This is a genomic window from Trichococcus sp. TS_SC_9, from assembly GCF_056156325.1.
On record NZ_CM149591.1, the window covers coordinates 1,446,588 to 1,459,765 of the forward strand.

General features: G+C 52.3%; 13 protein-coding genes. 6 read left to right on the forward strand and 7 right to left on the reverse strand.

Annotated features, from left to right (window positions below; all coding sequences use genetic code 11):
• Positions 1 to 16: 16 nt before the first annotated feature.
• Together metK and AC0J5I_RS07060 are read left to right on the forward strand one after the other, a co-directional pair.
• Positions 17 to 1,249, forward strand: coding sequence for a methionine adenosyltransferase (gene metK / locus AC0J5I_RS07055; protein ID WP_475305596.1), 1,233 nt, complete (start codon positions 17 to 19; stop codon positions 1,247 to 1,249).
• Complete coding sequence (locus tag AC0J5I_RS07060; RefSeq protein WP_475305189.1) at positions 1,242 to 1,937, forward strand: methyltransferase family protein; 696 nt, start codon at positions 1,242 to 1,244, stop codon at positions 1,935 to 1,937. The genes metK and AC0J5I_RS07060 overlap by 8 nt, the downstream gene beginning before the upstream one ends.
• Before the next feature lie 88 nt (positions 1,938 to 2,025).
• Here AC0J5I_RS07060 and queC read toward each other — a convergent pair whose 3' ends face one another.
• Genes queC through AC0J5I_RS07075 form a run of 3 tightly spaced genes read right to left on the reverse strand, consistent with a single transcriptional unit; the run spans position 2,026 to position 3,711 of the window.
• Entirely contained in the window at positions 2,026 to 2,694 is a 669-nt protein-coding gene (queC, locus tag AC0J5I_RS07065; protein ID WP_475305191.1) for a 7-cyano-7-deazaguanine synthase QueC, read from the reverse strand.
• Positions 2,695 to 3,195, reverse strand: coding sequence for a preQ(1) synthase (gene queF, locus AC0J5I_RS07070; protein WP_475305195.1), 501 nt, complete (start codon positions 3,193 to 3,195; stop codon positions 2,695 to 2,697). It abuts the gene before it with no gap.
• A gap of 18 nt (positions 3,196 to 3,213) precedes the next feature.
• Entirely contained in the window at positions 3,214 to 3,711 is a 498-nt protein-coding gene (locus tag AC0J5I_RS07075; RefSeq protein WP_475305199.1) for a QueT transporter family protein, read from the reverse strand.
• Positions 3,712 to 4,057: 346 nt separating this feature from the next.
• Between AC0J5I_RS07075 and AC0J5I_RS07080 the strand changes: the two genes are divergently transcribed.
• From AC0J5I_RS07080 to mnmH, 3 genes are all read left to right on the forward strand, one after another.
• Positions 4,058 to 4,534: an SRPBCC family protein gene (locus AC0J5I_RS07080; RefSeq protein WP_475305203.1), complete on the forward strand. Its 477-nt coding sequence runs from the start codon at positions 4,058 to 4,060 to the stop codon at positions 4,532 to 4,534.
• Between the two features lie 167 nt (positions 4,535 to 4,701).
• Positions 4,702 to 6,150 carry a DEAD/DEAH box helicase gene (locus AC0J5I_RS07085; RefSeq protein ID WP_107994772.1) on the forward strand — a complete coding sequence of 483 codons (1,449 nt, stop codon included), beginning with the start codon at positions 4,702 to 4,704 and terminating at the stop codon, positions 6,148 to 6,150.
• A 153-nt stretch (positions 6,151 to 6,303) separates the two neighbouring features.
• A complete protein-coding gene (mnmH, locus tag AC0J5I_RS07090) occupies positions 6,304 to 7,353 on the forward strand; it encodes a tRNA 2-selenouridine(34) synthase MnmH (protein WP_475305209.1) in 1,050 nt (349 codons plus the stop codon).
• 143 nt (positions 7,354 to 7,496) lie between these two features.
• Here mnmH and AC0J5I_RS07095 read toward each other — a convergent pair whose 3' ends face one another.
• Genes AC0J5I_RS07095 through selD form a run of 4 tightly spaced genes read right to left on the reverse strand, consistent with a single transcriptional unit; the run spans position 7,497 to position 10,599 of the window.
• Complete coding sequence (locus AC0J5I_RS07095; protein WP_475305213.1) at positions 7,497 to 8,657, reverse strand: aminotransferase class V-fold PLP-dependent enzyme; 1,161 nt, start codon at positions 8,655 to 8,657, stop codon at positions 7,497 to 7,499.
• Positions 8,650 to 8,922 carry a putative Se/S carrier protein gene (locus AC0J5I_RS07100; protein ID WP_475305217.1) on the reverse strand — a complete coding sequence of 91 codons (273 nt, stop codon included), beginning with the start codon at positions 8,920 to 8,922 and terminating at the stop codon, positions 8,650 to 8,652. The genes AC0J5I_RS07095 and AC0J5I_RS07100 overlap by 8 nt, the downstream gene beginning before the upstream one ends.
• Positions 8,919 to 9,524 (reverse strand): sulfurtransferase-like selenium metabolism protein YedF, encoded by a 606-nt coding sequence (yedF, locus tag AC0J5I_RS07105; RefSeq protein ID WP_475305221.1) that lies wholly within the window; start codon positions 9,522 to 9,524, stop codon positions 8,919 to 8,921. Before yedF ends, AC0J5I_RS07100 begins: the two co-directional genes overlap by 4 nt.
• Positions 9,525 to 9,567: 43 nt before the next feature.
• A complete protein-coding gene (gene selD / locus AC0J5I_RS07110) occupies positions 9,568 to 10,599 on the reverse strand; it encodes a selenide, water dikinase SelD (RefSeq protein WP_475305225.1) in 1,032 nt (343 codons plus the stop codon).
• A 266-nt stretch (positions 10,600 to 10,865) separates the two neighbouring features.
• Between selD and recQ the strand changes: the two genes are divergently transcribed.
• Complete coding sequence (gene recQ / locus AC0J5I_RS07115; RefSeq protein ID WP_475305227.1) at positions 10,866 to 13,055, forward strand: DNA helicase RecQ; 2,190 nt, start codon at positions 10,866 to 10,868, stop codon at positions 13,053 to 13,055.
• Positions 13,056 to 13,178 lie beyond the last annotated feature (123 nt).

A 13,178-nucleotide genomic window follows, 5' to 3' on the forward strand; every position in this document is an offset into this window, starting at 1 on the left:
TAAGAAGAGGCGATAGATTATGAAAAAAACATTTTTCACCTCAGAATCGGTCATGGAGGGGCATCCAGATAAACTCTGCGATCAGATAGCCGACGGGATTTTGGATGCCATTCTGGAAGATGATCCATTCGCGCGGGTGGCATGCGACGTTTCCGCCAGCACCGGTTTGATCACGGTTTTCGGCCAGATCACGACGGTCAGCAAGGTAGACATCCCGGCTATCGTCCGGACGATCATCCAGGATGTCGGCTATACGGACAGCGACTATGGCATCGATGGGAAGGCTTGTTCCGTTCTGATCGGTTTGGACAGGCAATCAGCGGATATCGCGGCAGGAGTCGGCTCTTCATTGGAAAAACGGCTCGGTTCAGTTGATGAAACGGACCAATTGGGCGCCGGCGATCAGGGGCTGATGTTCGGCTATGCCTGCAAGGAAACGCCGGAGTTGATGCCGCTGCCGATCACGTTGGCGCATAGGTTGGCCGAGAAGGTGGCGGAACTGCGGAAAACAGGGAAGTTGCCTTATCTGAGGCCGGACGGCAAAACGCAGGTGACTGTGGAGTATGCGGGCGACCGTGCCAAACGGGTCGAAGCGGTCGTCATCGCCTGTCAGCATGACGAATCGGTCGATCAGGAACAAATCAAAGAGGACATGCTCCGGAAAGTGATTCCGACGGTCATTCCGGCGGAGCTACTGGATAATCAGACGAAATATTTCGTCAATGCGACCGGCCGTTTCGTCATCGGCGGACCGGCCGGCGACTCGGGATGGACCGGCAAAAAGATCATCGTCGATACTTATGGCGGTTATGCGCGGCACGGCGGAGGCTCTTTTTCCGGGAAAGACCCGACCAAAGTAGACCGTTCCGCAGCCTATGCTGCCCGATATGTGGCGAAGAACGTCGTGGCAGCTGGCTTGGCCGACAGCTGCGAAATCCAGCTGGCCTATGTCATCGGGGTGGCCAGGCCCGTTTCCGTCCGCGTTGAAACGTTTGGGACGGCCAGCATCGCTGAAGAACAGATCGAAGAACTAATCGGAAAACACTTTGACCTGCGCCCAGCTGCAATCATCCGCGATTTTGACCTGCGGAAACCGATCTACCGAAAGCTTGCTTGCTACGGTCATTTCGGCAGACCCGAATTGGCTCTTCCATGGGAGCGGACCGATAAGGCCGCTTTGCTGGCGGAAGAAGCGATGGATTTGAAACGATTGCCGAAACGTCAGACAGGGGATGAGTTTCATGGATAGAAAGCAGCTTCGGCAGGAAAGGAGCAATTTGCTAAGGTTGGTCATTTACCGTCTTTTTTCAGGTTTGCTTGTGATCGGAGGCATCCTGTTCGCTTTGGCGGGCACCTTCCGTTATTGGCAGGCTTGGCTTTTTCTGGTGGCAATGATGATACCGCTTGTCGTGACGCTCATCTTTTTGTTGCGGAAGAATCCCTCTTTGCTGGAAAAACGGATGAACCTTAAGGAACCACGCAAAGCGCAACGCAAAATTGTCGAAATTTCAGGGATGTTCATGCTCTTGGGCTTTTTTCTGCCGGGATTGGACTACCGTTTTCAGTGGTCCGATGTCCCGATTTGGCTGATTGTTGGCAGCGTCATTGTGTTCGAATGCGCCTACTCGATGGTGGTCGCTGTATTAGCCCAGAACAGCTATGCCTCCCGGGTCGTGGAAATCCAGGAAGGCCATCAGTTGATTGACACCGGGCTCTATTCCATCATCCGCCACCCGATGTATTTGGCGTCCATCATCCTTTATCTGTCGATTCCGCTAATACTCGGATCCTACTATGCTTTGATTCCGATGGCATTGAGCTGCCTCGAAATCATCGCGCGGATCAAGGACGAGGAAGAAATGCTGAAGGAAGGGCTGCCGGGCTACACTGCCTATACCCAGCGAGTCAAATATCGTTTGCTTCCGCGTATATGGTGATCCGGAGAGTGGGCAGCTTGCCTTTAGCAAAAATAAATGACCCTCCGGCTGATCCGCAACAGCGGAACAGCCAGAGGGCTATTTTTTCTCATTTGTTCAGGTATTCGCCCAGTCCGGCGTTGCGGAGCTTGCAGGATGGGCACTCGCCGCAACCGCCGGGGGTGCCCATATAACAAGTATGGGTATGTTCCTCGATGTAGGCGAGGCAACCCAGCTGATCCGCCAGCTCCCATGTCTGCGCTTTGGTCAGGTACATCAACGGCGTTTCGACGTTGAAATTGTAATCCATGGCCAGGTTCATGGTCACGTTCATCGATTTGACGAACACGTCCCGGCAGTCCGGATAGCCGCTGAAGTCCGTTTCGCATACGCCCAGGATGATGATGCGGATGCCTTTTGACTTGGCAAAGATGCCGGACAACAGCAGGAACAGGGCGTTCCGGCCGTCGACGAAGGTGTTCGGGTAGTCTTCGGCATCGGCTTCCTTGATTGTCTGCGACTCGTCCATCAAGGCGTTCGTCGTGACTTTGCCCATGACACTCGCTTCAAGTGTGTGGTGTTCGACCCCAAGATCTTTGGCGATCCACGCCGCCCGTTCCAGTTCGATGCTGTGGCGCTGGCCATAGCTGAAGGAAAGGGCCACTGTGTTTGCCGCACCGTACTTTTGGATGGCTTGGATCAGGCAAGTCGTGGAATCCTGGCCGCCTGAAAAGACGACCAAGGCTTGTTTTTGTGTTGTCCCGTTTCCATTTTCCATCTAGCGGTTGTCGACTTTCTCAGGATAAAGATCGTGCTGCGACAAACGTTGCCAAGCCACGTCTGCCCACTTGGTGTCAGGCTTTCCGTAGTTGCAGTACGGATCGATCGAGATGCCGCCTCTCGGTGTGAATTTGCCCCACACCTCGATGTATTTCGGCGCCATCAACGCGATCAGATCCTTCATGATGATGTTCATGCAATCCTCGTGGAAGTCGCCATGGTTGCGGAAGCTGAAGAGATAGAGCTTCAGCGATTTGCTTTCGACCATGATTTCTCCCGGGACGTAGGAAATGTAGATGGTCGCAAAATCGGGCTGTCCCGTCATCGGGCATAAGCTTGTGAATTCAGGGCAGTTGAATTTCACAAAGTAATCATTGTCCGGATGCTTGTTCGGAAAAGTCTCGAGTACTTTCGGATCGTAGTCCTGCGGATATTTTGTCTGTTGGTTGCCCAATTGGGTGATGCAATTCAAATCGGCTTCATTTCGGCCAGCTGTCATTGTTGTTCCTCCTTGCGCTCAGGATTTCAGAAGCGCGCTTTTATAGAATCGTTTTTCCAGCGCCTGCACCAAAAAGTAGCCGACGAAAGCCGGTACCGATTGGCCAATGCAAAGGCTGACGACAAGCGGCAGGAATGGGATTGCTAACAGTTGTGACAGGTAAATCGGCACAATGATTCCAGGAATGAAGATGATCGGCAGAATCAGACACCACTTCGGCAAGTTGTATTTGCGGACAGCGTAGACGAGTGAAGCCGTAATGAAGCCTACGAGGGTTCCACCAAGCATGTCGATGATCCCCAGTCCGCCGAAGAACAGGTTCGACATAAGATTGGCGAGGCCTGCCGGGATGATCAGGAACGGGTTAAAATAAGCTAGGGCGTAAAGAGTTGTGGCGATGCGGATTTGATATTGTCCAAAAGCGAAAGATTGCGTCAGAGCCATGATGACGATGTACATAGCGATATACATTGCTGAGAAAGTCAATTTTTGTGTTTTTGTGAATGTTTTTTGCATCGGTCCACCTCCTAATATTTTTTTCAACGCCTTACAAGAATATGCACAAAAAAAGACGCACGGATGCCGAGAAGGTTGTCTCTAAGGAGAGAACAAGCCAACTCAAAAAACATTCCTGCGTTTTGATTGCATGATTCTATTACCCTAGTTTTATTTTACGACAGGATGGTTACGAACTGTCCCGAACAGTTTATCAGAGAATGGCGGAATTGCCAAGGGTGGTTTTCGAAGTTTATCAAGCCAAGTTTGTCTAAGGGAATTTATTTTATTATAATGAAGATAAAGATAACGCTATCACAGTCGCATATAAGGGCAGTAGGTTCAATCAGCAGGAAGGATGAATAAAATGGACTACATCAAGAGCCACATCAAGAAAAGCATTTTTATCGAAGCACCGTTGGGCAAGGTATGGCAATATGCCGCCAATGTGGGGAACTGGCAAGACATCCATGAGGGTTTGGAAATCGTCAAGCAGGTCAGTGGGGACGGCGGCCTGTCCAGTGTCTACAAGGCAGAATACGACATGTTCGGGAAAATGGTGCCGGTGAACATCGAAGTGCAGCAGGCGGAACTGTTCCCCGAGGAATTCGTCATGCGTGCGGCCATCCGGGTGGACACGGTCGATCCGGCCGAAGATTCTTTCGTGCGGCAAAATTACACGGCCAAAGCGGAGGAAAGCGGAACGACCTTGAATTTGGAAAGCATCCAGAACATCCCTTATGTCGATAATCATAAATCGTTCGACAAGGAAGCTTACCAGGAAAAACGGGATGAGATGGCGCAGCAAGCAATCGAGCGGATCAGGCTGTTCTGCGAAGAATGAACTGACGCAAACGATGATGGTGGAACTGGAAGCGGAACCCTTTGCGGGATTCAGATCCGGTTCCGTTTTTAATTCCGTTCCGCACACTCGTTTTCACAAAAACGCGGATTTATTAATGTTTTCCTGTTATACTGAGACGACAAATCAAAAAGTGAAAGTAGGACAAGATGAATTATACAACATTTGAAGACTTCGCAATCAGCGAAGAAATCGTTACGGCACTAAAGGCATTGCGTTATTTCAAACCGACGCAAGTACAACAGGAGGTCATCCCGATGACCTTAAAGGGCAAAGATATCATTGTCGAGTCGCAGACCGGCAGCGGCAAGACCGTCAGTTTCGGCGTACCATTGTGCGAAAGTGTAAGTTGGGAAGAGAACCGTCCGCAGGCGCTGATTTTGGTTCCTACAAGGGAACTGGCATTGCAGGTGAAAGAGGACATCACCAACATCGGAAGGCTGAAGCGGATCAAGGCCACTGCTGTCTTCGGCAAGACTTCCTTCGATACGCAAAAATCGGAATTGAGACAGAAAAGCCATATCGTAGTCGGCACACCGGGCAGGGTATTGGATCATCTGCAAAAAGGGACAATGAAATTTGACAAGATACGCTACCTGGTCCTTGATGAAGCGGATGAGATGCTCAATATGGGCTTCATTGAGCAAGTGGAAGCCATCATCGATTTCCTTCCGAAACAAAGACAAACGCTGCTGTTCTCCGCGACCATGCCGAATGAAGTGGTGCGTTTGGCCAGCTTCTATATGAAGAACGACCGCGTATCTGTGAAAATGGAAAGCGACGAGGCATCCAAGCCGAAGATTCTGCAATCCTTCATCCGTGTCCAAGAGTCGGGTAAACCCAAGCAACTATTGGATCTGCTGACCGTTGAGAATCCGGACAGCTGCATCATCTTCTGCAATACGCAGGAAGCCGTAAACGGACTGTACACATTCTTGAGCAAAGCCGGTTTGCCGATCGATAAGATGCACGGTGGGATGGTGCAGGATGACCGCACAGCCGTCATGGAAGATTTCCGCAAAGGCAGGCTGCGTTATTTGGTGGCTACGGATGTAGCTGCGCGCGGGATTGACGTCGATAACGTGACGCATGTCGTCAATTATGACGTTCCCGAGGAGAAAGAAAGCTTCATCCACCGTACCGGTAGGACCGGCCGCGCCGGTAAAACAGGGATAGCCTTGACCTTGGTTACGCCTAATGAGGAAAGAAGCTGGCAGGCAGTGAAAGACTTCGCTCAGCAGGACATCACCGAAATTAATCCGCCGAGCGCCCGCTTCGTGCAGCATCATAAAGCGACTTTCGAAAAGAAACTCCAGGAACGCCCCGTCATCAAACAGGCACGCAACCGGGAATTGAACAAGGACATCACCAAAGTCTATTTCAACGGCGGCAAGAAGAAAAAACTGCGCGCCATCGATTTTGTCGGCACGCTGACCAACCTTCCGGACGTCGATGCGGATGACATCGGCATCATCACAATCCAGGAAAACGTGACTTACATCGAAATCCTGAACGGCAAAGGGCCGCATGTGATTTCCGAGATGCAGAACCGCACCGTCAAAGGCAAAGCGTTGAAAGTGCATAAAGCAAAGAAATAGCTGGAGCAAATTTGAATGATTGAATGATTGAATGTGAAACGACCCGCATGTCTCCGTTAAACGAGGAGCTTGTCGGGTCGTTTTCATACGCTTGCCTCAAGATTTCGGGTGGCATTCCTGCCCGGCAGCGGCTATACTAAGAAGCAGAAAGTGGTGAACCAATTGAAACCAGTCGCAACATATGAAGAAATAGAACAGCAACGCGGAGACAAATCGATTCTGTATGTGGATGTCAGAAGTCCTTCCGAATTTGCGAAGTCAACCATACCGGGCGCCGTAAACGTGCCCGTCCTGGATGATGAGGATCGGAAAACTGTGGGAACGCTTTACGTCGCCGGCAAAATCGACGATGCAAAAAGCTATGGCATCCAAACCATTTCCCCAAGATTGCCGGAAATGTTCAGCCTCTTCCAGGACTACACGAAGGCCTACGACCAAGTCGTCATCTTCTGCAGCAGGGGAGGATTCCGCAGCAATTCGATTTTTTCCTTGCTCAAATCTCTGGGGATGAATGTTTACCGGATGGAAGGCGGCTACAAAAACTACCGCAGCACGATCAACAACCTGATTCCCGTATTGTTCGAAAAGGTCCAATTTGTGACCCTCTACGGCAATACCGGGACCGGGAAAACAGCCATCCTGGAGGAACTGAAGAAGCGCGGCGCCAATGTGCTTGATCTGGAAGCCTGCGCCAACAACAGAGGTTCTGTCTTCGGAGGCGTCGGCCTTAAGAAGAAACAACCGCACAACCAAAAAATGTTCGAAAGTCTGTTGGCCGAGAGCGCCGCTGGCTGGAAGGAGCCGCTGATCGTCTTTACAGAAGGCGAAAGTAAGCGGATCGGACAGGCCGTATTGCCGCCTTCTTTGGTGGATGCGATGAATAAAGGTCTGAACCTGAACATCGAAGCTTCGTTGTATTACCGGATCGGACAGATCAAAAAGGATTATCTCCACAGCAATGAAGCGGAGCTCCTTGCAGCGTTGGACCGATTGAAATCCTATTTGAACGAAGCGCGTGTCGAGGGATACAAGGAGCAAGTGCGCCAGCACGATTTCGATGCGGTCATCGAAGATTTGTTGGTGAAATACTACGATCCCCGCTACAACTTCAACAAGAAGGAATTTTCCGCCACCTTCCGGAACGAAGACGCCGCAGCAACAGCCGAAGCCATTCTGGAATGGATGAAGAACAGCAACGATTGATAAACAAAAAAAACAGAGCAGCAGCCCTTGATCGGGTTGGCTGCTCTGTTTTTTTGGATATTCTGCAAGAAGGCACTTATCATATCAGGCCGCTCGTGCTCTGGTTGTCCGATTCTTCCCGGTAATCGGACAATGATTTGGTTTTATCCTTCTTCCGCTAAAATTCTCAGCGCTTTGGCTGCATAGTCGATCTCCTCCACCGTGTTGAAGCTGGAGAAGCTGAAGCGGACCATGCCAGTTTTTTCTGTGCCGAAAGCTTGATGGATGAGCGGTGCGCAATGGGCGCCCGGGCGAACCGCGATCGCGTAATCCATGAAGAGCGCATCGCTGAGGTCGCCTGAGGACCAGCCCGCCAGATTCAGCGAAACGACAGGTGCGCGCTCCACATTTTCAGCGAAACTGCCGTAGAGGGTGATTCCCGGGATATCTTTGATCTGGTCATGGAAGCGGAAAGTCAGTGCCTGCAGTTGCCTACAGATTGTATCCAGACCTTTTTGCTGGATGTAATCCAAACCGGCGGAAACGCCCGCCAAGCCATGGACATTCTGCGTGCCCGGCTCGAACAAAGTCGGCATCTGCGCAGGATAATGCTTGTCGAAAGAATGGAAGCCGCTGCCGCCGGTGAACACCGGCACGAACGCCAATGGCCTGTCGCCGAGGCAGATGCCCCCGGTTCCTTGCGGGCCGTAGAGTCCTTTATGGCCGGTGAAACAGAGGACATCGATGTGCTGCTTCATCATATCGATGGCGAGGATGCCTGCGCTCTGGGAAGCGTCGACGATGAAAATCAGGCCGTGCTCCCGACAGAAGCTGCCGATCCGTTCCAAATCCACCGCATTTCCGGTGACATTCGAAGCATGGTTGACCACGACGGCACGGGTATCGGGTCGCAACAGTTGTTCGAAATCGGGATAGCGGAGCGTGCCAAATGCATCGACGCCGACAAAGGACAGGACAGCGCCTTGGTCTTCGAGTTGGTAAAGCGGACGCAGGACAGCGTTGTGCTCCGTCACAGTGGTAATGATGTGGTCTGCCGGCTTCAGCAAGCCCTTCAGGACCATGTTCAGCGAGGCGGTCGCGTTGGCCGTAAAGGCGACGTTTGCCGCATCCGGCACACCAAATAGTTTTGCTGTTTTCTGACGCAGCGTTTCCGTCAACCGCAATGCGTTCAGGGAAGCGGTATGGCTGCCGCGAGCCGGGTTGCCCAACTGACCGTCGGCGATGGCGTGATAGACAGCTTCAGCCACCGTAGCCGGCTTCTTCAGCGTAGTTGCGCTGTTGTCGAAATAATAGAGTTCAGTCATGCCAGACCTCCACGGATTTTTTCCGGTTCTCAAAACGGACCTCGTAGCAACCATCATTGGAAATGGAACGCTCCGACAGCAACAAACGGACAGCGTTCAGTTCATCGAGATGCGTCTGCAGCACCAATCCGCAACCGGCCGAAATCTGTTCCGGCATGGGGATCAAACGGCATTCCCGACCGGCATCCAGGACAGCGGCTTCCGCGGCTGCGGCGGCCTGGGAAGTCGGAAACGCGACGATGCCGTAATGTTTGCGGTCGATCATGGCGATACGGTCTTGGATGTGCGCAGGATTTCAACGATGCGGTACATGTTCGTGAAAGTGCCCACCGCCAATTTGTCCTTCATGCCGTAGAATTCCCCGCAGATGCCGCAAGTGAGGACCTCGACGCCGTCTTCCTCCAGCGCTTTTAGGTCGTCCAGGACGGCCGAGCCTTCCGTCGTCAGCAGCGCGCCGGCATTGTAGCAGAGCACTTTTTCGGGCAGGACTTCCTGCTCCGTCAGGGAGAAGAGGAAGCTTTTCATCAGCGTACGGCCCAATTCTTCGCTGCCGTTGCCGATGAAATCGCTGTTCAGTACGACGACATAGCTTGCGTCGGCGGCTTGCTCCGGAAGCGCGGGGTGTTCAGCGGCCGCGGGTTCATTGCCGGCGTTTGGATCGGAAAGCTGCACTTCATAAAGGGACTCATTGATTTTTTCGACTTGGACGGAAAGCTTCAGCTGCTCCGCCATCTTGGCAAGGTTCTGCGTCGCGATCTCATTGTCCACGCTGATGAGCACGGTCTCCCCCTTGCTCTCCTTCAAAGCCCGTTTGGTCAAAATGACCGGCATGGGACAAGCTTGTCCGACTGCATCTATTTTTTTCATGCTCTTTTCCTCCTGGTTAAATCATATTTTTGTCATTCTTTGCTCAATGGACGACCGTGATTTTCTTGGTGTCCTTTTCGGTCACCTCGCCGATGATGCCGCAGGGCAGGCCCAATGCTTCGATTTCGGCAAGCAGAGCGGCCTCCTCTTCGACAGGGACACTCACAAGCAGGCCGCCGGATGTCTGCGGATCGAAAAGGAGCTCCTCCATCGCGTAGTCAGCGATCTGGAAATCCACATCGACTTCCAGGTGATTCCGGTTGCGCTGTCCGCCGGCTGTGATCAGGAATTCCTGGGCTCCCTGATAGGCTCCGCTCAGGCAAGGCACGCTGTCGGCATAGACCGTTGCGGAACAGCGGTCGCTGACCATTTCCGAGAGATGCCCCAACAGGCCGAAGCCGGTGATATCCGTGCAGCTGTGGACGGTATATTTTTTCAGGACTTCCGCCGCATAACGGTTCAGCGTCGTCATTGAGACAACCGCCTGATCGAAGGCTTCCTGCGCCATTTCACCGGCGCTGTAGGCGGTCGTGATGATGCCTGTCCCCAATGGTTTCGTCAACAGCAGGACATCACCCGGGATGCACGTGTCATTCCGGTAGATGCGATCGGGATGGACTCTGCCCAATACCGATAGGCCGTATTTTGGCTGAGGGTCGTGGATCGAATGCCCGCCGACCAGCACGCCGCCTGCCTCCTGGACTTTCTTGAAGCCGCCCGCCAAGATTTTCCCGAGTGTATCGGTGCTTTTTGTTTCGGGCCAGCAGACGATGTTCATGGCCGTCAGCACTTCGCCGCCCATCGCAAATACATCGCTCAAGGCGTTGGCCGCGGCGATTTCCCCGAAAAGCGAAGCATCCGCAACCATCGCGGGAAAGAAGTCCAACGTCTGAATCATGGCCGTCTCGGCGTCTATCCGGAAAACAGCCGCATCATCGGACGAATCGAAACCGACCAAAAAATTCGGGTTCTCCTGTTTCGGAAACTGGCTGAGCAGATCGCCCAGAACGCCGGGGCCGATCTTCGCATTGCACCCCCCGCAGATAAATAGTTCATTTGATAATTCCTGTTCCATATTTCTCACTCCTGTAGGTCATGACGTGTTCACCTTACAATTATATACCACACGTCAAAACATAAGGCGGATAATCTGCATATTTAATAAGTAGGGGATTCAATCAGGTGCGCGGCGTACTATTTTTCTGTGAAAAAATAGGCCGCGGATGTGATATGATGAGGAGGTCATTTCTGACGGTTTGCCATGGCCTAATTGAGTGCAGGCAAGCCCGTCCAGGAATATTCGGTTCATAAGAAAAGATAAACAATTAAGGATGGATGCAAGTGGAGGCTAAAGAATTACTGTACGCGACGCTAAAAAAATATTTCGGATATGACAGTTTCCGGGAAGGCCAAGAGGAATTGATCACGAATACCCTGCAAGGGAAGGATGTGCTCGGGATCATGCCCACGAGCGGAGGCAAGTCGCTCTGCTACCAACTGCCGGCCTTGCTGCTGGACGGCATGACGATCGTCGTTTCCCCGCTCGTGTCCTTGATGAAGGATCAGGTGGACAGCCTGCGGGAAATGGGGATCCCCGCGGCCTACCTGAACAGCACGCTTTCCAGAGAAGAGTTCCTGCAATTGATGGACGACATGCGCTCCGGCCAGCTCAAACTGCTCTACATCGCGCCGGAACGGATAGACAACGAGTCATTCATGAATGCTTTGCGCTTTGTGAAGGTGCCGTTGTTGGTGGTCGATGAGGCCCACTGTATCTCACAATGGGGCAGCGATTTCCGTCCTGCCTACCAAGGCGTGGCCCGACTGTACGATCTGTTCGACAGACGTCCGATGGTTGCCGCCTTCACCGCAACGGCAACCGAACCGGTCCAGGACGATATCCTGGTCCAATTGCGCCTGCAGCATCCGTTCCGCTTGGTGACCGGTTTCGACCGCAGCAACCTGGCCTTCAGCGTGGAAAAGCCCGCCGACAAGTTCAAGTTCCTCGTGAAGGACCTCAACCCGAAGGAAGCGAGCATCATCTATTGTTCGACCAGAAAAAATGTGGAATCGGTCCAGAAGAAATTGGAACAAAAAGGCTTTGCCGTGACGCTTTACCATGCCGGGCTGCCGGAACACGAGCGCCAGCGGAACCAGGATGATTTCCTGTTCGACCGCAAACCGATCATGGTCGCAACGAATGCTTTCGGCATGGGGATCGACAAAAGCAATGTGCGGACCGTATACCATTACAACATGCCCAAAAACATCGAAAGTTATTACCAAGAAGCCGGAAGGGCGGGGCGTGACGGAGAGGAAGCGCGTGTCATCCTGCTGTTTTCGACGCAGGACATCATCATCAATCAGTTGCTGAACAGCAAGACCAATGACAGCGAAGCGACCAATAAATTGAACAAGATGATCAATTATTGTTACACGAACCAATGCCTGCGCCGGTACATTTTGGAATATTTCGGCGAAACGACAGCGGAGCTGAATTGCCAACACTGCTCCAATTGCCTGCGCCGCACGGAGCAGATAGACATCACGGAAGAAGCCCAAAAAATCCTGTCCTGCGTTGTGCGGGTGCGCGGACGTTACGGCGTCCAGAAAATCATCGGTATCCTGACGGGGAGCAAACAGAAGGGTATCACCGATTTCGGGCTGGATAAGCTGAAGACATACGGCCTCATGAGCGCCTATAATGATGGGGAAATCCGCGAAATGATCGGGGTATTGATTGCTGATGAATACCTGCAGGTGACGGGCGATCAGTATCCGTTGATCCAAGTCACTCCAAAAGCGCTGGAAGTCCTGAAGGAAGGGAAAAAAGTCGGGATGTCCTATGCGGTCGAAACCGGCAAGCGCACCGCGAAACAGAGTGGAGGCGGGGTGTACGATACCGAGCTGTTCGACCGGTTGCGCAGCTTGCGTACGGAAATGGCGAATGAGCATGGGATTCCTTCCTATATCGTCTTTTCGGACAGCACACTACATGAGATGGCCCGCAACTTTCCGACTGACGATGATTCCTTCTTGCGTCTATCTGGGGTTGGCGAATCGAAGCTGGAACGCTACGGCGAAGTATTCATGGGCGTCATTTCCGATTATCTGAAGGAATTTCCTGATGCCGAATCGGTTCTGCAGCAAAAACGAGTGGAGCAGAAAGAGCAAGCAGGCAGTCCGGAAACCGCGGAAAAACGCCCGAAACCGGCGCAGAAAAATTACGCCGGTACCACCTTTGAGGAAACCTATCGTCTGTATCAAGAAGGCAAGACGGTCGAGGAAATCATCGCCATCAGAGGCCTTGCCAGAATGACCATCGAAAACCATTTCCGCCATTTGGCCGAACTGTCGACCTACGAAATTCGTTTGACGGATTTCGTCACGGATGAACAGGCGGAAGCCATCGCCAGAGCGATCGAGGAAGCGGAGGATCAGCACCTGAAACCACTCAAGGAAAAGCTGGGTGACGAATACAGCTATTTCCAAATCGGGATGGTGCTGGCTTTTCGGAAAAGAGCACAGTAGAAAAAGTTTGGAGCCACTTCATTTTTTGAGGTGGTCCCAATCTTTTTTCAGTTATCCGGGAATTCCGGATTCTCGACGGAGGATTGCCTAAAGAAATCGCAATCCGCGCTGCTTGTGTTTTTT

What these genes read in the sequence shown, in the direction of transcription:
- AC0J5I_RS07060 (WP_475305189.1), top strand. Translation starts at nt 1,242, where the DNA reads ATGGATAGAAAGCAGCTTCGGCAGGAAAGGAGCAATTTGCTAAGGTTG.
- queC (WP_475305191.1), bottom strand. Translation starts at nt 2,694, where the DNA reads ATGGAAAATGGAAACGGGACAACACAAAAACAAGCCTTGGTCGTCTTT.
- queF (WP_475305195.1), bottom strand. Translation starts at nt 3,195, where the DNA reads ATGACAGCTGGCCGAAATGAAGCCGATTTGAATTGCATCACCCAATTG.
- AC0J5I_RS07075 (WP_475305199.1), bottom strand. Translation starts at nt 3,711, where the DNA reads ATGCAAAAAACATTCACAAAAACACAAAAATTGACTTTCTCAGCAATG.
- AC0J5I_RS07080 (WP_475305203.1), top strand. Translation starts at nt 4,058, where the DNA reads ATGGACTACATCAAGAGCCACATCAAGAAAAGCATTTTTATCGAAGCA.
- AC0J5I_RS07085 (WP_107994772.1), top strand. Translation starts at nt 4,702, where the DNA reads ATGAATTATACAACATTTGAAGACTTCGCAATCAGCGAAGAAATCGTT.
- AC0J5I_RS07095 (WP_475305213.1), bottom strand. Translation starts at nt 8,657, where the DNA reads ATGACTGAACTCTATTATTTCGACAACAGCGCAACTACGCTGAAGAAG.
- AC0J5I_RS07100 (WP_475305217.1), bottom strand. Translation starts at nt 8,922, where the DNA reads ATGATCGACCGCAAACATTACGGCATCGTCGCGTTTCCGACTTCCCAG.
- yedF (WP_475305221.1), bottom strand. Translation starts at nt 9,524, where the DNA reads ATGAAAAAAATAGATGCAGTCGGACAAGCTTGTCCCATGCCGGTCATT.
- selD (WP_475305225.1), bottom strand. Translation starts at nt 10,599, where the DNA reads ATGGAACAGGAATTATCAAATGAACTATTTATCTGCGGGGGGTGCAAT.